The sequence below is a fragment of the Flavobacterium phragmitis genome (genome assembly GCF_900112575.1).
GTDB classification, from domain to species: domain Bacteria; phylum Bacteroidota; class Bacteroidia; order Flavobacteriales; family Flavobacteriaceae; genus Flavobacterium; species Flavobacterium phragmitis.
In genome coordinates, this window is the sequence record NZ_FOMH01000005.1 from 1 (window position 1) to 25,750 (window position 25,750).

A 25,750-nucleotide genomic window follows, 5' to 3' on the forward strand; every position below is an offset into this window, starting at 1 on the left:
CAAACCATTAACTGAAAACCTTAAGGTGGTTATTGCGGCGGGGCTCACCTCTTCCCATCCCGAACAGAGAAGTTAAGCCCGCCTGCGCAGATGGTACTGCAGTATTGTGGGAGAGTATGTCGTCGCCTTTCTTTTGAAAACCCTGTTTCTAACGAAGCAGGGTTTTTTGTTTTATAGACTTTTGGGTTTTTATAAGCAAACCTGAAACCTTCTTCCAGAGCCGATGCGTTAGGGATGGGAGCGGCATCCTTTTGCTTTTTTCTTTAAAAAGCAAAAGATACAGCGCACAGCCCGGCCCAGAGGGAAACGCTATAATAATTATTATGTTGTTTTTTAATCTTTTCTTGGAATCATTTCCAGAAGCTCGTCCATGCTGTTTGGAATGGTGTATAACGAGATGTTTTTGGAAATTTCGGGTATATCTTCGAAAGCTACTGCTCCCAAATAATTTTCAGCAAAATCAAAACTATATACCTGCCAATTTTGGGTGTTTTGTAAAAGAGTTGAATCAATTTGGTATTGCCCGTCTAAACTCGGAAGGTTTTTAAAATCTTCATCAATTCCTTTTCCTAATGCTTTTACAAAGGCTTCTTTACGGGTCCACGATGTGTAAAAGGCATGTTTTATATCTGATGAGTTTTGAATCTGCAGAACTTCTTTATCTTCAAAAACATCTGGAAGCAGAGTCGTAAATTTAAAATCATTAGACATGTATTCAATATCCAATCCAACTTTTTTTCGGGAAATGGCTATGGCGGCAAATTCTTCAGAATGAGAAACATTGAAATGCAACCACGGATGAGATATTAAATAAGGCTTTTTATTGAAATTATAGTCGAAGTAAATATCTTTTATGCGTAATTTACTATATGCGGCTAAAATAAACTTTAAAATGGCCCTATAGGTAATAAAACGATTGGTATCTGATTCTTTGTAATAGCGCTGTGATTTTTTTATTTCTTTGTCGCTTAAATATTTAGAAAGATCAGATTTTAAGTCGGTGAAATTAGGTAAATAAATAGTATAGATAATAATATCATCACTGTCTAAAAAAAACTTTTTATCAGGAATCGATTCTGCACTTTTTACATCTGAAAAAGAGATAGAGAGCTTAGATGTTTTCATGTTTCTCATCTAAAATATCTTGGATTAATCGTGCTAATACTTTGTCATTTGGCGGAGCAACAATATTTAAGTGATTACCAGAAATATTGTGAATAGTTACGCCACCTAATGCTGCTTTTTTCCAGCCTAAATGTGTAGGGTCTAATTTGTAGTTATCATCATCTTTTGATCGAAATAAATCAACTTTGAAAGCTTGTGGTTTTAGATGATAAAGGTCTACAATTTTTTTAACCATCTTGTCAGCTTCAATAAATTGCTGAAGCGCCAGTTCTTCTTGTTCGGTCATTATTTTTTTCTTTCCAAAATGTCTTTGCAAGATGTATTCTTTTTTACCGTTGATTCGCATTTTAAAGGCTTTCCAGCTTAATAACATTTCTTTTAGGAAATCTAGTCTTCTATAAGTAACATCCATATAACGAACAAGTTGTTTACGGCGGTAATTTCCATAATAGTATGAAGAATCTACATAAGAATCTAGTAAGGCGGTTAAACTTACTATTTTCCCTTGTGCTTTTAGCTGGCGTGTCATTTCAAAAGCTACAATTCCGCCAAATGAGAATCCCGCCAACGCATAAGGTCCTTTCGGATTTACTTTGATAATGGCGTCTATATAATGTGCCGCCATTGCTTCTATGGACTCGTACCATCCGTCAAAACCTTTTGGTTTAGTACCTTGGATACCGTAAACCGGCTGATCTTCGTCGAAGTGTTTACTCAGATTTATGAAATTTAATACATTCAGCCCTGCGCCATGAACGATAAAAAGTGGAGGTTTGTTTCCTGTTGGTTTTATCGGAACTAAACAATCGGAATAAATTTCCGTACCTGTATTTAATAATTTAGCAAATTTTTCGACAGTAGAATATTTGAACAGTGCTGATAGTGGAATTCGTTTACCAGTATGTTTTTCTATCTCAATCATCACTTTTACACCTTTGATTGAATGACCGCCCATTTCGAAGAAATCACTAAAAATATCGATATTTTCAATGTTTAGGCTTTCTTTCCAAATAGTTGCGACTATATTTTCTTCTTCAGTACGTGGTGCAGTATAGGTTATTTTTTTATTGACTTTATATTGTGATAGTGCTTTTCGATCTATTTTTCCGTTAAGAGTTGTTGGAATCTTTTCTATTAAATTAAAATCATGAGGAATTAATTGTACCGGTAGTTTTGCTGCTAAACTTTCACGCCATAAAGGAATTTTAGTTTGTGCTTCTTCTATTTCTGAATCAGGTACAATATGGGCAATTAGAAAATTTTCGTCAGCCAGTACTACAGCTGATTTTATTCCATCAAGAGACAGAAGTGCTTGTTCGACTTCTCCTGGTTCGATACGATGCCCTCTAATTTTAACCTGTTGATCTAAACGTCCCAGACATTCTATTTCATTATTAGGAAGTAACTTTCCTAAATCTCCTGTTCGGTAAAGTATTTCTTTTTCATCGTCGGAGAATTTGTTTTTAATGAATTTTTCGGCTGTCAGTTCAGGTCTATTCCAGTAGCCTTTTGCAACTCCGTCACCACCAATTATAATTTCGCCAATATTTCCTGGTGCAACAAGCTGACCTTGCTCATTTACTATATAAATTTGTGTATTTCCAATTGGTTTACCTATAGTAATTGTTTTATCATCGGCATTTATTTGTTTTAAAGAAGACCATATTGTTGTTTCTGTTGGACCATAAACGTTCCAAAGCGAATCGCATTTATTTAAAAGCTCTTTGGCTAGATCAACAGGCATTGCCTCACCTCCGCATAATGCTTTAATTGGAAGTTTTTCAGACCATCCAGAATCTAAAAGCATTGACCAAGTAGTTGGTGTAGCTTGTAAGAAATTTATTTTTTCATTTTTTACTAAATCAAGTAAGAGCCTTCCGTCTCTTGCGGTTTCATGATCGGCTAGAATTAATGTTGCTCCTTTTATTAAAGGCAGATACAATTCTAATCCTGCAATGTCAAACGAAATTGTAGTGATTGATAGCAGTCTGTCATCTTGCTTTATACCTGGCTCCAAAGCCATACTGCAAAGAAAGTTAACTAAATTTTTATGAGTGATAGGCACTCCTTTTGGATTTCCTGTTGATCCCGATGTATATAGGATATAGGCAGTGTTTTCGGCACTAAGGGTAAAAGGAAGTGGTACTGTCGAGTACTGACTCAATGAATCGATAATATCTTCTATAAAAAGCATTTGTGACCATGATGGTAACGATGCAAACACTTCTTTGCTGGTTAATAAAACTTTTGCACCCGAATCGTTTAGCATAAATTCTAAACGTTCTTTTGGATACTCTGGGTCTAAGGGTAAGTAAGCAGCCCCACATTGCATAATGGCTAACAATGTATAAAGCAGTTCAGGGCTTCTTGGGAACGAAACAGCTATAAAATCACCAGATTGAATGCCTTGTGCCTTTAAATAATGAGCAAATTGATTTACCTTTTCTTGCACTTCAAAATAGGTCATTTTTGATCCGTGAAATTCTAGTGCAATACTTTCAGGTGTTGTTTCTGCTTGGGCCTTAAATAATTCCGTTAGAGTAACATTTGGATAAGGCATTTTGGTATTATTTAACGCTGTATAATCTGTTAAATAATTACCTCCAATTAAATTAGATAGCGGATTGTTCGCGTTGGCTATTACCTCTTTGATTATTCCTTCAAACGAAGCCATCATTTGACTTATAGTTTCTGATTTAAAGAGTGTTGTATTGTATGTCCATTGAAATGAAGGACCGTCCTTCGCTCTAAAAATATGAAGCTGTATTTCAAAAGTACCATATTGTCTTGGGTTTGCATTAAAACTATGGGTAAGACCTGTATATGAAAATTCATTTTCGATAGTTCGTGCCAAATCAACTGTTAATATAACAGGTACAAGAGGAATTCTAGAAGGGTCTCGTGCGATGGCAAAACTCTTTAAAAGATGTCCAAAGCTAACTTGCTGATGTTCGTATGCGTCAAATAATTCAGAATTTCGTTGTTTTAAGTATTCTGAAAAACTAATGTCTGGAGTAATTTTACTGCGTAATGGAAGCAGGTTAACGCAATCGCCAATCAATTGTCTCATATCATACAATGTATTTCCTGAGGAAGGAAATCCGACAACTAAATCATTTTGACCTGTAGTTTTGCATAAGAAAACTTCAAACGCTGCTAACAAAGTGGTAACTAAACTGCATCCTGAATTTATACCTATGTTTTTTAATTTATTTATAATAGTATCATCCAAAGGAAAATCAATTCGGTCACTATTGTATGTTCGTAAAGCAGGTCTTGTGAAATCTAATGGTAATTCGATTGTTGGAACAGATTCTTTATAAATATTAATCCAAAAATCTTCTAGAGTTTTGTATTCACTACTTTCCATAAATGAATTAATCCTTTCGGCAAATTCACTAAAACGTTCTGGAGTTGGCAATTGAGGTTTTTCATTTTCGAAATAAGCTGAATAAAGTGTTCCAAGCTCTTCGAGAATAATATCAATACTTAATCCGTCTCCAATAATATGATGGATTGTTAAAGTGGCAAGATGTTCAAAATCATCAATTTTAAGCAGGTTAACTCTAAACAATGGACCATTTACAAGGTCAAAAAGTTTATTGACTTCTTCTTTGACTAAGCTGTTTATTGCAGGTTCTTTTTCAGTAAGTGGAAGATTAGAAAAATCATTATGTGAAATTTCGATAGTAAAATCAGTATAGATGCACATAAAACGTCCGTCTGGACTAAAAACAGACCGCAAACCTTCGTGACGCTGCACCAATGTATTTAAGGCTTTTTCGAAAATATCTACTACTAAATTCCCTTTAAATTTGATAGATACCGACAGGTTGTAAGCCTTGTTCGCATCACTGCCTCCAAAAATGCAATCTGACCATATTTCCTGTTGCGAATAGGTGGTGTAGATAACTCGTTCGATTTCAGGTGAAAATGGATTAAATTGAATTATAGTTTCAGTTTCCATTTCTGTTTGTATTTGAGGTTGATTTTTCATTGTTTTCCTATTTTAAACGTAATTGAACAGTTTTTAAATTGACAATTTAAAATATTAGTTGTCTCTTGTACTTCTCTAGTTTTATAGTTTGATCTTTGTCAAACTTCCATCTTGATTGGGATCTTGAATAAACCATGCAGGATTTCCATTTTCGTCCCGACCTAGTTTACTACCTTTTACAGGCGGTTCGTTTGCGTTTATGATGTATTTTTTTTCTGAACTATTGCTTTCAGAAAGTTGTTGATCATTGGTTTTAGAAAGATCAAGTGTTTTTTCTTTTTTTAGAAAACCATTAGTTCCATTAATATGTCCGTTAGTACCATTTGTTTCTGTTATGTTTTCATTACTAAGTTTTACAGAATGAAAATGTTCCGCTTTTAAATTTGTGAATGAACCATTTCCATTAACTGAAGTAGTCTGATAATTTTGTAATTGATCTACCTTTTGGCTCAAAAGCTGAATTTGTTGAACAATTTGTTCTAATGAAATCTGATTTTGATTGGATGATAATTGAATTCCAGTTGATAAAACAGTTGAATCAATAGTTTGAACAGAAGGTGTTTCAGTCTCAGTATTTGGGTCAGTCAGTTGTTCTTCAGGAAGATTCGCTTCAACATAATCTGCTAAGCGTGATGGTGTTGAATATGCTTCGTTGAGTTGTCTGAATGTAATTGGTAAATCGAACTCTTTTTTCAGTTTTCCTGATAGTTGTGTAAGCGATAACGAATCTAAACCTAATTCTAAGAATGTATTGTCAATAGCTTCAGATTCATAAGTTATTCCAGAAGCATTTTTTATAATTTCTGAAATCTTAAGCAATACCGAATCTTTTCTAGAATTAGTTGTTTTAGTATTTATGATGTCGTTGTTTTGAGTCTCAATTGGAGATGTATCAATACCAACAGTTTTTTGAACCACAATAGTTTCAATAACTCCTAAAGGTTCAATCCAGCAAGGTTTACGGTCAAAAACATAACTTGGCAGTTCAATTTTTTGTCTTTGCTGTGCGCTATAAAAAGCTTTCCAATCTGGATTTACACCTCTTGCCCATAAATCGCCTAAAGCATTTAACAGAGTAGAATATTCATTGTCCTGCTCGTCTTTTGGGAAATTTAGACTAGGGAAAACAGGAATAATTTTTCCAGCAGCTTGTTGGCGAGCCAAGGTTGTCAATGTTTGTCCTGGACCAACTTCCAATAGTATAAAATCATCCAACTCAAAAGCAGTATCCATTGCGTCTGCAAATCGTACGGTGTTTTTTAGCTGGTTGACCCAATATGTTGTGCTTGTTGCCTCGGTATCTGTAAGCCATGTTCCAGATGCAGTAGAAATAATTGGCAATCTAGGAATGTTAAGTTTTACTTTTTCTAATTCATTTTTGAAGTCATCTAAAATAGGTTCCATCATAAAAGAATGAAAAGCATGACTTGTATTTAATAGTTTGTTCGGAATTTCTTTAGCATCTAGTTCCTGATTGAAAGCGGCAATATCTTCTTTTGTTCCAGAAACAACACAGAATTGAGTTGAGTTTATAGCAGCAATTGAAAGTGTGCTAGGGAGCAATTCGTTTAATTGATCAACTGGGACACGTACGATTAACATCGATCCGCCAGGCAGTCCACTGATTAATTTTCCTCGAACCGTAACGATATGTAATGCATCTTTTAAACTCAGAATCCCAGCCAGATGTGCGGCCGCAAACTCACCAATACTATGACCACATAGGAAAGTTGGTTTTATTCCCCAGCTCATCCATAATTGTGCTAATGCATATTCTGTGACAAATAGGGAAGGCTGCGTTAATCTAGTATTTTTTAATTGTTCTTCCGCTTCAGGGCAATCGTCTTTTGGATAAATTATATCTCGAATATCGAGCTTTAATTCGTCCATTAATAGTTCGGCACATTTATCTACGGCTTCACGGTATACTTTTTCGTTATCGTAAAGCGTTTTCCCCATTTGAACATATTGAGATCCTTGTCCAGGAAATAGAAAACCTATTTCTGATGGTGCACTCTTTAAAACTGAAGATTTAGTGGTTTTAGCTTTTAGACATAGTAATTTTTCAGCGGCATCAGCTGTAGAATTAGAGATTAAAAAACTTCTATGATTGAAATCATCTCTAGTCATATTTAATGAATAAGCAATATCTGCCAGTGGTATTTCTCTTGATTTATCAATAAAATGACCTAAAGCATTTTCGTAGCCCAATAAACTGTTTTGATTTTTTGCAGACCACATTAAGAGTTGTAAAGGACGCGAAGCTGAAGAAGGAACAGGCGTTTTGTCATATTCTTCAAGGATAGCATGAACATTTGTACTTCCGATACCAAATGAACTTACTCCAGCTCTTCTTTTACCGTCTGCATTCCAGTCAATTAGAGTGTTGTTGACATAAAAGGGACTATTGTCAAAATCGATATTGGGATTTGGTTTTACAAAATTTACCATTGGCGGTATTTTTTTGTAACGCATTGCCAATAATACCTTGATTACTCCAGCAACGCCAGCGGCAGCAGTGGTATGGCCCATGTTGCTTTTAATAGAACCTAATGCACAATAGTTATTTCTTTCTTGTTTGCCATAAGCTATTTTAAGCCCTTCAATTTCGATTGGATCACCAATAGGAGTTGCGGTACCATGAGCTTCCATATAACTAATTGTAGAAGGTGATACTTGTGCATCATTAAAAGCATTAATTATTGCACCCGCTTGTCCTTTTGGGCTTGGAGCCATAAAGCTTCCTTTATCACCTCCGTCGTTATTTACACCAACACCTTTAATTACTCCATAGATAATATCTCCATCTTTCTCAGCTTCTTCGAGTCTTTTAAGAACTACTACTCCAGCTCCGTCGCTAAATACAGTACCTTTTCCAGAAGCGTCAAAAGATCTGGTAGAACCGTCTGGACTTTTAATAAAGCCATCATCATAAAGGTGTCCGCTGTTTATTGGTGCAGTTACACTAGATCCTCCTGCAAGGGCAATATCGCACATGCCGGTTCTTATTGCTTTTACAGCTTCGGCAATTGCTAATAATGAAGTTGAGCAGGCAGAGTGAACGCTTACAGATGGGCCTTTAAGATTTAAATGGTACGAAGTACGAGGAGCAATAAAATCTTTTCCATTAACGGTATAGATTTGTAAATCGCCTATAGCACTTTTTAATTCTTTGTTTGAAAAGATATTATTTTCATAGTAAGAATTGATTTCACTGCCTGAATATACTGCAATGCTTCCTTTATAATGTTTTGGTAAATGTCCGGCTTGTTCTAGTGCTTCGTATGAAATCTCCAAAAATATTCTGATTTGAGGATCCATTGCGGCGGCAAGCTGCGGATTTAAGCCAAAGAAAGCGGCGTCAAATGTTTTTGCAGAAGGCAAAATTCCTCTTGCTCCAATATAAAGCGGATCATTGCGAAGACTTTCGGGTAAACTGTTGTCTAATTCTTCTTTAGTAAATAGAGAAATCGTTTCTTTTCCATCTCTAAGATTTTCCCATAACTCGTCTATAGTGTCTGAACCTGGAAATCTTCCGGCCATACCAATAATAGCAATGTCTTGCCAGTCGGTTTTGTTATTTGTGCTTTTGAATGTAAAGATGTCTTCTTTACTATTATTCTCACTACTATTTTCTTCTAAAATAACGGCTAATTCTCTAATTGTAGGATGAATATAAATTTTTGAAACAGGGACATTTTTCGATAACTGCTGTCTCATTATAGTTGTTACTTTTTGCGCAAGTACCGAACTTCCTCCCAGATCAAAAAAATCATCATCAATTCCAATGCTTTCTATTTTTAGTTCTTCGCTCCAGATTTTTGCAATGTCCTTTTCTAGTTGTGTAGTTGGTTTTTTAAAAAGTGGTGCAGAATCTGGTCTGTTATATTCAGGAACGGGTAAGTTCTTTTTGTCGATTTTTCCATTGGGTGTTATAGGGAATTCATCAATCCAAATATATTTTGATGGCAGTAGTATTTCTGGCAGTACCTTAGAAAGCGACTCATGAATTTGTTTTTCATCCTGCAATTGATCATCAGATTTTAGATAAGCTACAAGTTTGTCTTCGTTTCCAAGATGACGGCTTACAATAACTGCAGATTGTTTAATGTTGGGCAGTGTATTTAATGTAGCTTCGATTTCTCCTAATTCAATACGATGACCTCTTATTTTTACTTGATGATCGATGCGTCCTAAACATTGGAACTCTCCACTTGGAAGTAATTTTCCTAAATCTCCTGTGCGGTACAGAATGGAATTTGGCATCAATGTAAATGAATCTGGAATGAATTTTTCGGCTGTAAGTTCTGGGCGTTTCCAGTAACCTTCTGCGACTCCGTCTCCACCAATAACTATTTCCCCAATTTCTCCCGATCCTACAATTTTACCTTTCTCATCTAACAAATAAATTTGAGTATTTGCAATAGGAAGTCCAATCGTAATTAATTCATCATCAGATTTAATTTGTTTGACAGCAGACCAAACCGTAGTTTCAGTAGGTCCATACATATTCCAAAGCGATTCACATCTTTCAGTTAGTTTACGGGCTAGATTTAAAGGCATCGCTTCACCGCCGCATAAGGCTTTTAATCGCAACGGATTTTCCCAGCCGGAATCAAGCAGCATTTGCCATGTCGTTGGAGTAGCTTGTAATATTGTAATTTCCTTTTTTTGTAAATGATTGAGTAAAAGATGCCCATCTCGAGTAGTTTCGTAATCAGCAAAAACTACTGAAGCACCTGAAATTAAAGGCAGAAATAATTCTAAACCTGCAATGTCAAAGGAAATGGTTGTAATAGAGAGTAGTTTGTCTTCCGGTTGAATGCCAGGCTCAATTGCCATGCTGTAAAGGAAATTTACTAAGTTCTTATGAGTAACAGTAACTCCTTTTGGCTTTCCAGTTGATCCAGAAGTGTACATTATATAGGCAACGGATGTATTAGGAACCGAAAGACTTAATGGTAAATCTGGATATTGATCAAGCGAAGATAATATCTCTTCTATTAGTATATTTTTCGAATTTTTGGGTAATGAAGCTGATAATAGTTTTGTAGTTAGTAAAAAACTTGCTTCAGAATCTTCCAACATAAATTCTAGTCGTTCAGATGGAAATTTTGGATCTAATGGCAAATAGGCTGCTCCGCATTGCAGAATTGCAAATAGAGAAGCAATCAAATTAGGATTTCTTTCCATAGATACAGCTACAAACTGTCCAGGACATAAACCTTGGGCTAAAAAATAGTTAGCCATTTGATTTATGGTTTTTGCTAATTGCTTATAGGTAATTTTTTGATTGCCAAATTCAAGTGCTGTTGAATTTGGAGTTGCCTCGGCTTGTTTTATAAAAAGCTCATGCAATGCATTTTGAGGATAACTCATTTTTTTCCAATTTACCTCGTTGTCAAAACTATTGTTATTAGATCTTTTCATTTTAATGATATTAAAATTAAAATTGAGCAAAATAATATGATAAAATCGGCGTTACTAAAAATGAAACTTGGTTTAAAACCTTGTTGTTTAGTTTTTTAGTGATGTGTAATTGTAAGTTTTAATTACAATTAGCAGCTTTGTCAATAAACAGATGTAAGAATTTTAATTGGTTCTGGCTTTTATTTTGGCTCTGTATTAAAATGGTATTTTTCACTTATTCTTTAATAAGTTGATCAAAAAAAGGAATTTTTTTTCAGTAAATCTTGCATTTTCCATATAAAGCTATTATTCTCGATGAATAGCATGTTTTAAATTGTATATGACAAATTTTATTAAAAATTGTAAGGAGAATTTTGGAGAGAAATTTTGCTTTTGAATGTCTTTTTATACCAATTTTGGGTCCATTTGAAGGGATTTCACGAGTCTATTTTTTTGTTTTTTTTCAAAAAAAATACTGTAAGTATATAAAATATAGAATAAATATTTATTTTTGCGACATGTATCTGTTTGATTTGTAATTAGATATGAAAATAGTTGATTGCATAGAAGATTAATTGTTATGTTAGGTAATAATTATGAAATACAAATAATATGGGCAGGTGTTTTGAGGATTAAATAAAAAGTAAGTACAGATGTAATTTGTGAAATAAAACGGCGTTAATTTTAGTAGTACTAACCTGTTTAGATTTAGGCCAAAAATATTTCAAATACATCTTTAAAGTAATACTATATTAAAAGTCTTTTTTTACAATTGACCATCCAATAAAAAGAAAAATTTAACTTTTTCGATGTAAGTAAATAGTTATTAAAATACTACGTTTTAGGTAGTTAATCGGAATTAACATTATTTTTATCGATTATTTTTTGAGATTAAATATTTTTGCAGTATAAATAAACAAGAGAATTTAACGCAACTGTGAAGTATCTGAAATCGACAAATATCAACCTACTGATAGTAATAATGTTATTGATTCCTTTTGTAGGAATTTGCCAAACGACGACCCCAAATTCTAATGAAATGATGGAAACCATTATTGCTTCCGGAAGCAATGCAAGTGGTAGTTCTGGAACGGTAACTTATTCTATTGGACAAGTATTTTATACTTATATAGGTGTAGAATCTGTCTACAATGTGGCTCAAGGTATACAACACCAAGAAAATGGCACTTCGTTAGATACCCCAGATATAGAAAAACCTACAACACAAATAGTTGCTTTCCCAAATCCAACAATAGATTTTGTAAATATTAGTATGACCGGATTAGAGCTCGAAGGACAAAAATCTTATAGACTCTATGATATACAGGGAAGACTGTTAAAGCAAAATTTAATTAATCAGACTGAAGCTCAAGTAAGTCTCAGTTATCTAAGTCCGTCTATTTATATTTTGGTAGTATATAATGACAGCCAAATTTTGAAATCATTTAAAATCATTAAAAATTAAAAAAAATAAAAATCTAATGAAACTTGCACATACCCTTTTATTATTATTTGTGACTGTTACGTTTAAGGTATTTGCACAATCACCTGAAAAAATGAGTTATCAGGCCATTATCCGAGCACAGGATAATAGTTTGGTTGTTAATTCGAGAATTAGTCTTAAAATTATAGTGCATCAAGGTGCTGCTACTGGGACTAATGTTTATCAGGAAACACATTCTGTAAATACAAATGGTAATGGTTTGGTTTCTCTTGAAATAGGAACCGGAACAATTGTTACGGGTAATTTTAGTCAAATTGCTTGGGATAAAGGACCTTATTTCATAGAAACACAAGTCGATGTAAAAGGAGGGACTAACTATAATATTACAGGCGTTACGCAGCTTTTAAGCGTTCCGTATGCATTGTATGCTAAAACTGCAGGTTCTACTACTGCAACAGCCAGTAGAGCCGTGATTGTTTCATTTACTTCTTCAAGAAATATTGCTGTTGCAGATATAAACAATACAATAGAATGTACAACAACGTCTACATTAACTCTTACTTCTGATTTTGGAAGTATGGCAGTGGGTGAGACTATCAATTTGGAAGCTCATAATGGTGCGGTGCTTACAATTCAGGCTGCTTCTGGTGTTGCTCTTAATTATACCGCTGGTGGAAGCGGAAAGTTTACAAGCACAGCTGGAAACGTGAGGTTTGGATTTCTTAGAAAAACAGGCGCAAATTCCTATATTATTTCAGGACAATGAAGCATTTAATTTATTTTTTACTCTTTTCAACTGCAGTTTTTTCTCAGAACTATCATTATGCAATAGATGAAGCTCCAGTGAAAACTCCTCCTCCAGTAGTAACTCCAGGCGTAAATAACCAAAAAGAAGAAATTGATTATTTTAATGCTTATTTATTGCCTGTAACTCAAAAAGCAACTATTCAGGCCGCTTTAGATAAATACGGTTCTGTGCGATTGGAAAAAGGGGACTACACGGGAGTGGATATTGTAATGAAAAGTAATCAGCGATTGTATGGATATTCTACTTTAAGTCCAGTATCCAATATTACAATTGCAGCAGGAAGTACCAATGTGCTTTTGCAGGATTTATTGCCAAATGGTAAAACAATAACTTTTCAGGCAGGAGCTGTTATTTCGAATTGTACGCTAAAGTCAATTAAATGGGCAACTGTTAAAGCAACTAATGCTCAAATAGAAAACAATTTATTTATTAATGTAATGAGTGCCATACAATTTGATTGTAGTGCATCAGGATATTTTAGAAATAATAAAATCATAAAGCATCAAGTGCATGGTACATCCAACCAGCTTGTAATGAAAGGAAACAGCACAACGCCGAGTTATGGGAATGTACATTTACACTCTAATTTCTTAACGCCTGCTGGAGATGCTACAGATATTAATAATCTGCAGTCGATGACATTCGTTGGATTGGACAGTGAAGCTTGGAATTTTAGCGGTACTGGTACTAAACCAATGTTGTATATGCAGAACATGGGGAATGTAAAGATTACAGATTTTGGAGGAGGAAACGGATATTCTACAGTTCAAACCCCAACTTTTGATATTACTGCCAATAATTTGTTCTTCTTTAATAAACTTATTCAAGGAGAAGGAACAAGCGGCGCTCCATCTGTATCAGGAAAAACTAATGTACTTTATTTTGTTGGAGAGCATGATACTTATAAAAGAAGTACTTCGCCTGTTACAGGATTCGACTTAAAAGCGCATATCCGCGGAATAGGACTGGATAAAGAGGTTACTTTGAATGGAACATCTCAGAATGTTGCTATTTCAGGTTCATCTGCTATTTCTTCGGCTATTGTTGGTACAAAATATACACCATTCAGCCGTACAACGTGGGAAACCTTGCCAGATCCTTTAGGTCCGAACTGGGCTTCTGATAGATCAGGAAAAACAGATAATACCAGTTATATTCAGAATTTAATAAATACTAAAGGTATTGCAGAACTTCCAGAAGGTACTTTTTATATTAGTTCAACTTTAAAAATGCCTGTAGATGGAACAAAAGGAATTATTGGAGCAGGAACAGGAAAAACAGTAATTGTTGGTCTAAAAGACGATTTCCCTTTAATAACGCTTTCAGAGTCTGCAACTGGTGATAATAATTTCGTGCTTTCTCATCTAACATTGCAAGGTGGAAGCGTTGGAGTATATGCTCCAGATGAAATGGATTTGATTGCTTTTACAAATTTAAAATATGTCGTATTTAGAAATCAAAACTATGGTATTCATTTGTATCGAATTTTTGGTTTAGACAACTGCTTTTTTGATAGTTTGAGTTTTGTAAATTGTAACATAGGGTTCTTCCAAGATCCGAATCCTGTATATACGATTAAAGAAGCAGGATATGTTGATAAAGTGGTTTTCTACAACGGACAGTTTTTAAACTGTGGAACGGCAGTATCTATGAAAGCAACAAGAGCAGATAATCTAAATGCATGGATTAATTGTAAGTTTGATGGAAATAGTTTGGCTTTTGATATTTCAGGACATAATTTCCCTATAGCAGCCAATTGCGATTTTACGAATCATAAAGGACCTCATATTATAAGAGATGCTCCTTTGTCTTTATACAGCTGTAATTTCTATAATAATGCAAGCACAGACGCTATAATTAGAGGACAAGGAAGTTTTATGGAAGGCTGTACGTTGCAAGATAATATTCCAGTGTTTTCTTCGACTGTGCATTATCAAATGAGCAACTACATCCTTAATTCAACCATTAGAGGAACTGTTACAAGAACTTACGGAATGACTCAAGGTGTATATGTAAATAGTAATTTACAATCCAATACTGCCTTTAGTAAGTTGCTGGTAAACATGAAAGATAATGTTCCAATTATATTGATAAACGAAACGCCAAATCCTTATCCGCAACTTTTAGTAACACAGTAAAAGATTGCATAAAGATTCTTGATTATTTTTTAGATGTCCTAAGTTTGAAAAGTAGTCTGATATAATATCTATAAAAAACACTTCTAAAAAGAGGTTGAGATTAGTTAAGCTAAGTTCTCAGCCTCTTTTTTCATTTTTATCTAGAAAGCCACTGTAATTACGTCATTCGGCGGGTAAAACTACGCGATTGTTTTCTTACATCGTCAGGTTTTGAGGTCAATATTAGGTCGATTTGAGAGCCTTAAAACTCGTCATGTTGTATTTTATCGGATTTTAAAATCCGTTGAACAGATTTATTATTATAAACTCGAAACATTATATATTTTTGATCGAAATTTAAAATGAATGATAAAGAAAAATCGTCATTTAGCTTTAAATCTTATTAATAATTGAATGGTTGATGTGTTAAGGTGATTTTTTTGTAAAATAAATTGAAATGCGTTGCAGATAATTTTATAATGAATTGTGACAATACCATCTAAATACGAATTATTTATATTTTTTATTTTTTATTTTTTATGAAATATAGTGTATACGAAAATATTAGAAAGATAAGAGAATTAAAAAATTTGACTAGAGAATACGTAGCAGCTGAACTAAAAATGAGTACCAGCGGTTACGGTAAGATTGAAAGAGGCGATGTTGATTTGACAGTTTCCAAATTGATTGAAATTTCAAAAGTTTTGGAGGTTTCAATAGAGTTCATCTTTAAATTCGACGTTTCAATTTTCTTTAGTGAAACCAGATAGAATCTCTTCCTATAATTTGTTGAATATTATAAAAGCAAACTTTAAAAGTTTAAAAAAGTAATAAAAAAATAAGATCATGGAAAATTACTACTTAAAGATAAAAGAGTATCGGTTGCAAAATAATCATACTCCAGAATATGTAGCTATTCAAATGGAAATGAGCGTAAAAACATATGAGAAAATCGAAAATGGAATGATAGATCTTAAACTATCTAAATTGGATCGATTAGTAAAAATTCTAGGTATCAAAAAAAGCCAAATCTTCCAATTGGAAAATTAATATTTCTTCCAATTATCATCTGCTTTCTTCATGAAAAAGAAGAGTTTCAAGTAAGGTGTAATTTCTTGAAAAACTCTTTTTTTTCATTAATTATTATTTATGTTTTACTTTTAAAACATATCCTAAAGATTCCAAAATTAATACATAGTGTGTTTTTGTAATATCTTTTACAACTGCATTTTGATCGCAAAATGGACCAGAATTTAAATGTACTTTATCTCCAATCTGATATTGCATAACTGATATTTCTGAAGCCGTGTCTCCAGTATTCAACCATTCTTTTATAGTCTCAATTTCTTGGTCTTTAACGATAGCATGTCTTCCAAGCCAAAACAAAAAGCGAACAACACCAGGAGAATGAAATACAAGATTTCTATCTTTTTCTGCTAATTGTACAAAAATGTAATGATTAAACAATGGCACTTCTACCTTTACCTTCCTATCTGATCTTTGTTGCACTTTTTTTATGACAGGGCAATAACAGTTTATATTAAACTTGCTTAATTGTTCTGCGGCTCTTTTTTCCCATTTAGGTTTGGTGTACACTACATACCATTTCATAATTGTGACTGTATTAAAATAGTTGTTTTAAAAAAAGTTAAGCTCTTTGTCTTGTTAAATATTCTTTTAATAAAATAATAATCTGATACAATTTTGCCTCTTGTTCAAGACCGCTTTTTCAAGTCAAATTAGTAATAGAGATTGAAAAAAATCGGCTTTAAAGGCATCAGATTTTTTATCTGTAAACTAAGAAGTAAATTTAATTCTGACATTCGAAAATTATGGATGCTTTTTATAGTAAAATTTCCTTATTAAGGACATTTAGCAACAAAAATGAAATTTCTCATCAGTCGTATTATTCTAATTTTATCTTAAATTATTGCAATAGATATGTTGCTTTGATTGGTCTAAATTTTACGTTTTACGAATCAAAAATTGGATCATTTTTAAAGTAATAAACAGCAATAATTTTTTAAAATTTTCACCATTTTATTTTTCTTTTTTGAGTAGTTATAATGTAACTATTCACGGGGAACCCTTATTCAAAAATTAACGAAAAAGCTTCGGAACCCCAGTAAAATGGCTTATTACAATTTTTGAAAATCATACTACATTAACAAACATATTTTTTAATTTAAAACATTAAGCAGATGAGAACTGGAATAACATTTAGTGCTTTTGATTTGTTACATGCGGGGCACGTTAAGATGCTTGAAGAAGCAAAACAACATTGTGATTTTTTAATTGTTGGTTTGCAAACAGACCCAACATTAGATCGCCCAACAAAAAATAAACCCACACAAACTGTAGTGGAACGTTACATACAGTTAAAAGCGTGTAAGTTTGTTGATGAAATTGTTCCTTATGCGACAGAGCAGGATTTGGAAGATATCTTGAAAGCTTTTACTATTGATGTTCGTATTTTGGGCGACGAATATAAAGACAGAGATTTTACTGGAAGAAAATATTGCGAAGAAAAAGGAATCGAGTTGTACTTTAATACTAGAGATCACCGTTTTTCGAGCACTAATCTGCGTCATGAAGTTTATCAGAAAGAAGTTTTAATGCATTCAAATGGCAATTAGTACAGTAACTCATGTAGTTTTAACGGGAGGAATTGGCAGCAGATTATGGCCTCTTTCTAGAAGAACGCTTCCAAAACAATATCTTGAGCTTTTTGATGGGGAGTCACTCTTTGAGAAAACAGTGGCTCGTAATGAAAATGTTTCTTCTAATATGATTGTAGTAGGAAATATTGAAAATTACAAAATGAGCAATGCTATTATGGAAAAGTTCAACAAGTCTTTCACCCATATCGTAGAAGCTGTTCCCCGAAATACGGCAGCCGCAATTGCATTTGCGGCATTTGCATCAGATCCAGAAGATATTCTGCTGATTACACCATCAGATCATATTATAGATGGAGAACACAGTTACAATGATGCTTTGCAAAAAGCTATTGTATTAGCCGGTCAGAATTATTTGGTCACTTTTGGAATAAAACCAACTAAACCAGAAACGGGCTACGGCTATATAGAGTTCGAAAACGAAGATGTGATAGCATTTCATGAGAAACCTAATCTAGAAACAGCAAAGATTTATTTGGAAAACGGAAACTATTTCTGGAACAGTGGTCTTTTTTGTTTTAAAGCAGGTACTTTTCTAGCAGAGTTGGAAAAACAGGAACCAGAAGTATACTGGAGCTCCAAAACAGCTTGGGAAGCCAATACAGATGGGTTTTTGGATTATGAATTGTCTTTAAAAATTCCTTCTATAAGTATCGATTATGCAGTAATGGAGCGCAGTGACGACATAAAAGTTGTTCCAGCTCAATTTGAATGGTCAGACTTAGGCTCTTTTGAATCGGTTTATGATTATTTAGTTCATAAAGGTCATCCCATAGATGCGAACCGAAATATTGTGATAGGAACCTCAATGCATACCACATTTATTGGCGTAAAAAATTGTATATTGATTTATACTATTGATGCTTTAATGGTGCTGCAAAAAGAGAACTCTCAAGAAGTAAAAGAGGTTTATCAGCAATTGGAGTCTATTGCGTCTCCATTATTATAAAGGAAAAATCAAGAAAGAAAATTACAGGTCTTTATAAAATAAAAAGCGACTAACACGATGGATAAAAATTCTATAATATATATCGCAGGACACAAAGGAATGGTTGGAAGCGCCATTTGGAGATCTTTAACAGCAAAAGGATATAATAATCTTATTGGGGCATCTAGCAGCGAATTAGATTTAAGAGAACAAAATGCAGTTCGAGATTTCATTCAGAAAGTTAAGCCAGATGTAATTATAGATGCTGCAGCAAAAGTAGGCGGGATTTTGGCCAACAATGATTTTCCATTTCAATTTTTAATGGAAAACATGCAGATTCAGAATAACCTTATTAATGAAGCTCATAATGCCGATGTAGAAAAATTTATCTTTTTAGGTAGTTCCTGTATTTATCCCAAATTGGCACCACAGCCATTAAAAGAGGAGTATCTGCTTACTGCTCCTTTAGAAAAGACGAATGAATGGTATGCTTTGGCTAAAATTACGGGTGTAAAATTATGTGAAGCCATTCGTGAACAATTCGGAAAAGATTTTGTGAGTTTAATGCCTACAAATCTATACGGTACACATGACAATTTTGATTTAACAAGTTCTCACGTTCTGCCAGCTATGATTCGTAAATTTCACGAAGCCAAAGAAAGCAACAATGCTCCAGTAATACTCTGGGGAACTGGAAATCCGATGAGGGAATTTCTATTTGTAGATGATATGGCTGAAGCTGTAGTTTTTGCATTAGAAAATGAACTTCCAGAACATTTATACAACATTGGGACAGGAGAAGATTTGACAATTAAGGAATTGGCTACTGCGATTCAAAAAGTTGTTGGACATACTGGAGATATCATCTGGGACGAAAGCAAACCTGACGGTACACCTCGAAAATTAATGGATGTTTCTAAAATGCATAACATTGGTTGGAAACACCAAGTGAACTTAGAAGAAGGAATACAAAAAACTTACAATTGGTTTCTAGAAAACATTAAAAACCTAAAACAAAAGAGCTATTAATTACGACCTCTTTTTATTCTAGAAAATCTACAAAAACCTTACAGTTAATACTTTATAAACTTTGCAACATTGCAACACAATGCCTTTGTGCCTTATAATAACATTATGACTCTATTAAAAAAAACAGCGTTCATTACGGGAGTGACAGGACAAGACGGAGCCTATTTAAGTGAATTTTTATTAGAAAAGGGCTATATCGTACACGGATTAAAAAGACGTACTTCGATGTTTAACACAGATCGAATAGACCATTTATATCAAGATCCTCATATAAAACATAGGGATTTTATATTACATTATGGAGACATGACCGACAGTACAAATTTAACTCGCTTAATTCAGGAAATACAGCCTGACGAGATTTATAATTTGGCAGCGATGAGTCATGTAGCAGTTTCATTTGAAACTCCTGAGTATACCGGTAATGTTGACGCATTAGGAACATTAAGAATTCTTGATGCAGTACGTTTATTGGGATTAGAAAAAAAGACAAGAATTTATCAGGCATCTACTTCAGAGTTGTATGGAAAAGTGCAAGAAGTACCGCAAACTGAAAAAACTCCTTTTTATCCAAGATCCCCTTACGCAGTAGCAAAAATGTATGCCTTTTGGATTACAGTAAACTACAGAGAGGCTTATGGAATGTATGCTTGTAACGGTATTTTGTTTAATCACGAATCACCTATCCGTGGGGAAACTTTTGTGACCCGTAAAATTACAAGAGCAACTGCAAGAATAGCTTTAGGATTACAAGATAAACTTTATTTGGGTAATCTAGATGCCCAACGCGATTGGGGGCACGCTAAAGATTATGTTAGAATGATGTGGATGATTTTACAAGCTGAAGAACCAGAAGACTGGGTTATTGCTACAGGAAAAACCACTCCAGTTCGTGAATTTGTGAGAATGAGTTTTGCAGAAGTTGGCATAGAATTAGAGTTTAGAGGAAAAGGTGTTGATGAAAAAGGTTATATAGCATCATGCAGTAATCCTGATTATCAAATTCCAGTTGGTACAGAAGTATTAGCTGTTGACCCGAACTATTTTAGACCTACAGAAGTAGATCTGTTGATAGGTGATCCAACCAAAGCTAAGACTAAACTTGGCTGGGAATGTCAATATGAACTCGAAGAATTGGTGCAGGAAATGATGCAGTCCGATTTAAAATTGATGAGAAAAGAACAGCTTCTTAGAGAATGTGGCTTTACAATAATGAATTACTACGAATAAGAAATTAGGAAATTAGAATAAAGTTAATAAACATTTTTGCCTTCAAAAAAACATATTTAAATGAAAATCAAAAATATTTGTTGTTTAGGTGCTGGTTATGTAGGCGGTCCTACAATGTCGGTTATCGCATTAAAATGTCCGGAAATTAAAGTTACTGTTGTTGATTTAAATGAAAGCCGTATTGCGGCCTGGAACGATGAAAATTTAGATAATTTACCTGTTTACGAACCAAGACTTGCAGAAGTAGTAGGTGAGGCTAGAGGACGTAATCTTTTTTTCTCTACAGATGTAGATAATGCTATTGATGCTGCAGATATGATTTTCATTGCTGTTAATACCCCAACCAAAACGTATGGTGAGGGAAAAGGAATGGCCGCTGATTTAAAGTTTGTTGAGTTATGTGCAAGACAAATTGCCAGAATAGCTAAAAACGATAAAATTATTGTAGAAAAATCTACTCTGCCAGTTCGTACTGCCGAAACATTACAGACAATTTTAGACAGCACTGGTAATGGAGTAAAATTTGAAGTTTTATCTAATCCAGAGTTTTTGGCAGAAGGAACTGCAATAGAAGATTTGTTCAACGCAGATCGAGTATTGATTGGAGGACAGCAAACTCCTGAGGGAAAAGAAGCAATTCAATCACTGGTTGATATCTATGCACACTGGCTGAAGCCAGAACAAATTTTGACTACCAATGTTTGGTCATCTGAATTATCAAAATTAACGGCAAATTCGTTTTTGGCACAGCGCATTTCTTCAATAAATGCACTTTCCGCTTTGTGCGAAGTCACAGAAGCAAATGTTGATGAGGTAGCAAATGCAATAGGGACAGACAGTAGAATTGGCCCTAAATTCCTCAAAGCTTCTGTAGGATTTGGAGGATCTTGTTTTCAAAAAGACATTTTAAATCTCGTGTATTTATGCCGTTTTTTTAATCTGCCAGAAGTTGCTGATTATTGGGAGCAGGTAATTATTTTAAATGATTATCAGAAGTATCGATTTGCTAAAAAAATTATAAGCTCTTTGTTTAATACGGTTAGCGATAAAAAAATTACTTTTTTAGGCTGGGCTTTTAAAAAGGATACTAATGATACCCGAGAATCGGCTGCAATTTATGTTGCGGAACATCTTATTGAAGATGGTGCACAGATACATGTTTATGATCCAAAAGTTCCTGAAGCAAAAATTAAAGCTGACATGCGTTATTTATGGGAATTAAAAGGATTTACAGAGCAAAAAATAGAAGCAAAGCTAAATCAGATTTATGTTTATAGCGATCCAAAAGAGGCACTAGATCAGGCTCATGCTGTTGCAGTATTAACAGAGTGGGATGAATTTAAGACATATGACTGGGAAAACATATATATCAAAATGTATAAACCAGCTTTTGTTTTTGACGGAAGAAATATTCTGGATGCAGAAAAATTAACAAACATTGGTTTTAGAGTTAAAGGAATTGGAAAAGGCTGAAATTTTCAATTGTAAAAGAGAATCTATTTTTTAACTATTTTAATTTCATTTCTTGAAAGATATTTTGATAAAACTTAAAGACCATCCAAAATACGATACGATTGTAAGCTGGGGAAAATTAATTTCTATAACAGGAAGTGCACAGGTTATTGTACAGGGAGTTGGTTTTGTTTCAGGTATTTTAATTATTCGATTACTTTCTGTTCAAGAATACGCTTTCTATACTTTAGCCAATACAATGCTTGGCGCCATGTCGGTATTATCTGACGGCGGAATTTCTACAGGTGTATTGGCACAAGGCGGAAAGGTTTGGGAAAACAAAAAAGAATTAGGAAAAGTGCTGGTTACAGGACTCGAAATGCGTAAAAAATTTGCAGTAATAAGTTTGTTTATATCCCTTCCGATTTTACTTTACTTACTGCTTCACAATGGAGCAGGCTGGATGACTTCTATACTGATTATATTGTCTATAATTCCTGCATTCTACGCTACTTTGTCGGATTCTTTATTGGAGATTCCTTTAAAACTTAATCAAAGTATTTTGCCACTCCAAAGAAATCAAGTTATTGTAAGTTTCGGTCGATTGTTAATGGTGGCTTCAACCATATTCCTATTTCCTTTTGCTTATCTTTCAATTTTAACCAGCGGAATAGCAAGGATATATGGAAATATTCGTTTGAAAAAACATACGAATGTTTACGCTGATACATCAGAAACGGAAGATCCAGTAGTAAAAAAAGAGATTTCTTCGATTGTTAGAAAAAGCTTACCAGGACTTATTTATTATTGTTTTTCGGGACAGATTTCAACTTGGATCATTTCAATTTTTGGAAACCCAGCATCGATTGCACAAATTGGGGCGCTTGGAAGAATAAGCTCAATCATAACGCTGTTGATGGTCGTTTTTTCGATATTAATTGTTCCGAGATTTGCTAGAATACAAAATCAGCCACAAAAATTATTACGACACTATACCAAAATATTGGTTGGTATGACAATACTTCTTTTGTTTATAGTGGTTTGTACCTATTTATTCTCGGATCAGATTTTATGGATTTTAGGTAGTAATTACAAAAAACTAAATACAGAATTGGTTTTGTTAATGATTGGAACTGCAATTACCACCATAATGGCCGCCGCATTGGGACTTTATTTAAGCAGGGGCTGGGTTTTAAAATATTACATTTCGATTTCAGGAAGTTTGCTGCCTATCGTACTGAGCTGTTTTATTTTTGATGTATCAACTTTAAAAGGAATTCTATATTTAAATATTCTTGTTGCAATTGTACAGATGGTATTACATGTATGCTACGGATATTATAAAATTCTGGAATTGAATAAGAATGACGATCAGATATCTAAATGAGTTTTTTTTGAGGTAAAAAAATGCAAAATGAAATATTCAATTGGAATTCCAGCATTTAAAGGACAATATCTCACAGAATGTATAGAGAGTATATTGTCGCAATCATTCACAGATTTTGAATTGATTGTAGTTAACGATTGCTCTCCCGATGGAATATTTGATATTATAAAAAAAAATGACGATCCTCGTATTCGTTATTATGAAAATGAAGTAAATATTGGTGCAGAACATGTTATTGATAATTGGAATAAATGCTTAAGTTTTGCAAAAGGCGATTTTTTTATATTAATGGGAGATGATGATAAAATGTCTCCAGATTATTTAAGTGAGTTTAATAAGTTAATCGATAAATATCCTGATCTAGATATTTTTCATTGCAGAATAAAAGTTATAGATGAAAAATCTCAGGAAGTTGAACTGAGCAATTGCTGCCCTGAATATGAAGATACTGATAACTATATTTTAAATTGTATAGAAGGAAGAAGTGAACAATTCATCTCTGATTTTGTCTATAGAAAAAGTACATTATTAAGTAACGGAGGTTTTTATAAATTACCCTTGGCTTGGTCTTCAGATTATATTTCGGCTTTTATCGCCTGTGGAAATAAAGGAATAGCATACACATCAAGCCCTGTATTTTTTTACAGAAAACATCAATCCAATATTACAAGTACCAGTAGTTTAGAACTAAAAAGAATTGCCATTATTGGAATGGAAAACTGGATAGAAAAATATTTAAACACTTCAAAAAAAAATTCTCACCCGCTTACTGCAGCATTTAAGAAATTTGAACAAGAAAATAAAGAAGCTTTTATTCAACAGATGATAGGCAGAAGCAGATTGAATGGTTTGTATCTCTGTATTGTCAACAGAAAATTATTTAAAATATACGTTGTTAATTTTATAAGTCTTCTATATAATATGTGGCTTAAAAATTAAGTCTATTAGATCCAATTTAGACTAGAATAAAGTTCTAAAAGAACTTTAAAATCTTCAAAACTTCAAAAACTTTTTAATACAAGCACAAATTATGGACATTTTATTTGTTTGTGGCTCCGCTGAAGCTGGAAAAGATGGTGTTGGTGATTACACTCGCCGTTTATGTGCTGAATTATTGCATAGAAAACATGACGTTAGAATATTGGCACTATGTGATAATCAATCCAATTTTTTTGTGACGGAAAACCAATTGATTGGGAAAGATCAGGTTACAGTTTATCGTATACCTGTTGCTACAGATGTCAAACAAAGATTTGCATGGACAAAACAAATAGTAAATGATTTTCAGCCTGATTGGATCAGTTTACAATTTGTTCCTTACAGTTTTAATCCAAAAGGATTACCATTTTGGTTGCCTTCGTTTTTTAAGAATTTAAAAGGAAATTATAAGCTTCATATCATGTTTCATGAATTGTGGATTGGAATGGATTTAGATGCCACAATTAAAAGTAAGTGTATTGGTTTGATACAAAAGGCGCTGATTTCAAAAATTTTAAAAACAAAAGAGAAAGTAGTCATTCATACACAAACCGATTTATATAAATCTAAAATATCGAAATTAGGCTACAATGCGCAAATACTGCCTTTGTTTAGCAACATAGCCAGAAGTAATGAAGTCGAACATAAAGGAATGGTCTATCATTCGGACTTGAGATTCTGTGTTTTTGGCAATATTCATTACGGAGCTCCGGTAGAACAATTTATTTATGATTTAAAACTTGTCTTATCCATTTCTAAAGAAATTAGAACAGTAAAGTTTGTTTTTATTGGAAACTGCGGCGCTGAAATCGAAGAGTGGAAAAAAGTTTTGAAGGCAAACGAAATTAGATTCGAAGTAACAGGATTTGTAAATGATTTTGAGATAAGCCAAATTTTATCAAGCTGTCAATACGGAATTTCAACGACGCCTTATTTATTAAATCAAAAAAGCGGTAGTCTGGCTTCTATGTTTGACCACGAACTAGCTGTTTTATGTGTAGCGAGAGATTGGAATGTAAGAGGATTTAAACCAAGAGTATCTTCAAATCTAATGAAATACGAAAATCATAAAACGATTAATAGTTTTTTGGATAGAAAATTCACTGTTTTAAATGACAATAATTTAGAGTTTGTAGCTACAAAATTTCTAAGTGGTTTAAACTAAGTT

Annotated in this window: 17 protein-coding genes and 1 rRNA gene; 14 read left to right on the forward strand and 4 right to left on the reverse strand. The window is 33.6% G+C overall.

The features are described from left to right. Positions 1–21: 21 nt before the first annotated feature. Positions 22–131, forward strand: a 5S ribosomal RNA gene (rrf, locus tag BM289_RS09990). Positions 132–333: 202 nt separating this feature from the next. Here the strand turns inward: rrf and BM289_RS09995 are convergent. The 3 genes from BM289_RS09995 to BM289_RS10005 form a co-directional block, all read right to left on the reverse strand. Then, positions 334–1,125: a 4'-phosphopantetheinyl transferase family protein gene (locus tag BM289_RS09995; RefSeq protein WP_167365410.1), complete on the reverse strand. Its 792-nt coding sequence runs from the start codon at positions 1,123–1,125 to the stop codon at positions 334–336. Continuing rightward, a complete protein-coding gene (locus BM289_RS10000) occupies positions 1,112–5,122 on the reverse strand; it encodes a non-ribosomal peptide synthetase (RefSeq protein ID WP_091492886.1) in 4,011 nt (1,336 codons plus the stop codon). Before BM289_RS10000 ends, BM289_RS09995 begins: the two co-directional genes overlap by 14 nt. A gap of 81 nt (positions 5,123–5,203) precedes the next feature. After that, complete coding sequence (locus tag BM289_RS10005; RefSeq protein ID WP_091492887.1) at positions 5,204–10,552, reverse strand: type I polyketide synthase; 5,349 nt, start codon at positions 10,550–10,552, stop codon at positions 5,204–5,206. Between the two features lie 1,018 nt (positions 10,553–11,570). On the opposite strand from BM289_RS10005, the gene BM289_RS10010 reads away from it, so the two are divergent. From BM289_RS10010 to BM289_RS10030, 5 genes are all read left to right on the forward strand, one after another. Next, positions 11,571–11,996 (forward strand): T9SS type A sorting domain-containing protein, encoded by a 426-nt coding sequence (locus BM289_RS10010; RefSeq protein WP_167365411.1) that lies wholly within the window; start codon positions 11,571–11,573, stop codon positions 11,994–11,996. Positions 11,997–12,012: 16 nt separating this feature from the next. After that, complete coding sequence (locus tag BM289_RS10015; RefSeq protein ID WP_143102064.1) at positions 12,013–12,741, forward strand: hypothetical protein; 729 nt, start codon at positions 12,013–12,015, stop codon at positions 12,739–12,741. Next, positions 12,738–14,921, forward strand: a complete 2,184-nt coding sequence (locus BM289_RS10020) for a hypothetical protein (protein WP_091492891.1) — start codon at positions 12,738–12,740, stop codon at positions 14,919–14,921. The genes BM289_RS10015 and BM289_RS10020 overlap by 4 nt, the downstream gene beginning before the upstream one ends. Before the next feature lie 518 nt (positions 14,922–15,439). Continuing rightward, on the forward strand, positions 15,440–15,670 hold the full coding sequence (locus tag BM289_RS10025) for a helix-turn-helix transcriptional regulator (RefSeq protein ID WP_091492892.1): 231 nt from the start codon (positions 15,440–15,442) through the stop codon (positions 15,668–15,670). A 76-nt stretch (positions 15,671–15,746) separates the two neighbouring features. After that, positions 15,747–15,950: a helix-turn-helix domain-containing protein gene (locus BM289_RS10030; RefSeq protein WP_091492894.1), complete on the forward strand. Its 204-nt coding sequence runs from the start codon at positions 15,747–15,749 to the stop codon at positions 15,948–15,950. A gap of 93 nt (positions 15,951–16,043) precedes the next feature. Here BM289_RS10030 and BM289_RS10035 read toward each other — a convergent pair whose 3' ends face one another. Next, positions 16,044–16,511, reverse strand: a complete 468-nt coding sequence (locus tag BM289_RS10035) for a UpxY family transcription antiterminator (protein ID WP_091492896.1) — start codon at positions 16,509–16,511, stop codon at positions 16,044–16,046. A gap of 590 nt (positions 16,512–17,101) precedes the next feature. On the opposite strand from BM289_RS10035, the gene BM289_RS10040 reads away from it, so the two are divergent. The 8 genes from BM289_RS10040 to BM289_RS10075 all read left to right on the forward strand — a co-directional run bounded on the left by BM289_RS10040 (position 17,102) and on the right by BM289_RS10075 (position 25,747). Then, entirely contained in the window at positions 17,102–17,536 is a 435-nt protein-coding gene (locus BM289_RS10040; RefSeq protein ID WP_091492898.1) for an adenylyltransferase/cytidyltransferase family protein, read from the forward strand. Beyond that, complete coding sequence (locus BM289_RS10045) at positions 17,526–18,527, forward strand: mannose-1-phosphate guanylyltransferase (protein ID WP_091492899.1); 1,002 nt, start codon at positions 17,526–17,528, stop codon at positions 18,525–18,527. The genes BM289_RS10040 and BM289_RS10045 overlap by 11 nt, the downstream gene beginning before the upstream one ends. Positions 18,528–18,584: 57 nt before the next feature. Further along, positions 18,585–19,535: a GDP-L-fucose synthase family protein gene (locus BM289_RS10050; RefSeq protein WP_091492901.1), complete on the forward strand. Its 951-nt coding sequence runs from the start codon at positions 18,585–18,587 to the stop codon at positions 19,533–19,535. 105 nt (positions 19,536–19,640) lie between these two features. Further along, a complete protein-coding gene (gene gmd, locus BM289_RS10055) occupies positions 19,641–20,765 on the forward strand; it encodes a GDP-mannose 4,6-dehydratase (protein WP_091492903.1) in 1,125 nt (374 codons plus the stop codon). Positions 20,766–20,825: 60 nt separating this feature from the next. Continuing rightward, positions 20,826–22,238 (forward strand): UDP-glucose 6-dehydrogenase, encoded by a 1,413-nt coding sequence (locus tag BM289_RS10060; RefSeq protein ID WP_091492904.1) that lies wholly within the window; start codon positions 20,826–20,828, stop codon positions 22,236–22,238. A 52-nt stretch (positions 22,239–22,290) separates the two neighbouring features. After that, complete coding sequence (locus BM289_RS10065; RefSeq protein ID WP_091492906.1) at positions 22,291–23,604, forward strand: lipopolysaccharide biosynthesis protein; 1,314 nt, start codon at positions 22,291–22,293, stop codon at positions 23,602–23,604. Between the two features lie 27 nt (positions 23,605–23,631). Further along, positions 23,632–24,543 (forward strand): glycosyltransferase family 2 protein, encoded by a 912-nt coding sequence (locus tag BM289_RS10070; RefSeq protein ID WP_091492907.1) that lies wholly within the window; start codon positions 23,632–23,634, stop codon positions 24,541–24,543. A gap of 91 nt (positions 24,544–24,634) precedes the next feature. Continuing rightward, positions 24,635–25,747 (forward strand): glycosyltransferase family protein, encoded by a 1,113-nt coding sequence (locus BM289_RS10075; protein ID WP_091492909.1) that lies wholly within the window; start codon positions 24,635–24,637, stop codon positions 25,745–25,747. The last annotated feature ends 3 nt before the right edge of the window (positions 25,748–25,750 follow it).

Excerpts from the sequence above, each read along its gene's own strand:
- BM289_RS09995 (WP_167365410.1), bottom strand. The coding sequence starts at position 1,125 with ATGAAAACATCTAAGCTCTCTATCTCTTTTTCAGATGTAAAAAGTGCA.
- BM289_RS10000 (WP_091492886.1), bottom strand. The coding sequence starts at position 5,122 with ATGAAAAATCAACCTCAAATACAAACAGAAATGGAAACTGAAACTATA.
- BM289_RS10005 (WP_091492887.1), bottom strand. The coding sequence starts at position 10,552 with ATGAAAAGATCTAATAACAATAGTTTTGACAACGAGGTAAATTGGAAA.
- BM289_RS10010 (WP_167365411.1), top strand. The coding sequence starts at position 11,571 with ATGATGGAAACCATTATTGCTTCCGGAAGCAATGCAAGTGGTAGTTCT.
- BM289_RS10015 (WP_143102064.1), top strand. The coding sequence starts at position 12,013 with ATGAAACTTGCACATACCCTTTTATTATTATTTGTGACTGTTACGTTT.
- BM289_RS10020 (WP_091492891.1), top strand. The coding sequence starts at position 12,738 with ATGAAGCATTTAATTTATTTTTTACTCTTTTCAACTGCAGTTTTTTCT.
- BM289_RS10025 (WP_091492892.1), top strand. The coding sequence starts at position 15,440 with ATGAAATATAGTGTATACGAAAATATTAGAAAGATAAGAGAATTAAAA.
- BM289_RS10030 (WP_091492894.1), top strand. The coding sequence starts at position 15,747 with ATGGAAAATTACTACTTAAAGATAAAAGAGTATCGGTTGCAAAATAAT.
- BM289_RS10035 (WP_091492896.1), bottom strand. The coding sequence starts at position 16,511 with ATGAAATGGTATGTAGTGTACACCAAACCTAAATGGGAAAAAAGAGCC.
- BM289_RS10040 (WP_091492898.1), top strand. The coding sequence starts at position 17,102 with ATGAGAACTGGAATAACATTTAGTGCTTTTGATTTGTTACATGCGGGG.
- BM289_RS10045 (WP_091492899.1), top strand. The coding sequence starts at position 17,526 with ATGGCAATTAGTACAGTAACTCATGTAGTTTTAACGGGAGGAATTGGC.
- BM289_RS10050 (WP_091492901.1), top strand. The coding sequence starts at position 18,585 with ATGGATAAAAATTCTATAATATATATCGCAGGACACAAAGGAATGGTT.
- gmd (WP_091492903.1), top strand. The coding sequence starts at position 19,641 with ATGACTCTATTAAAAAAAACAGCGTTCATTACGGGAGTGACAGGACAA.
- BM289_RS10060 (WP_091492904.1), top strand. The coding sequence starts at position 20,826 with ATGAAAATCAAAAATATTTGTTGTTTAGGTGCTGGTTATGTAGGCGGT.
- BM289_RS10070 (WP_091492907.1), top strand. The coding sequence starts at position 23,632 with ATGAAATATTCAATTGGAATTCCAGCATTTAAAGGACAATATCTCACA.
- BM289_RS10075 (WP_091492909.1), top strand. The coding sequence starts at position 24,635 with ATGGACATTTTATTTGTTTGTGGCTCCGCTGAAGCTGGAAAAGATGGT.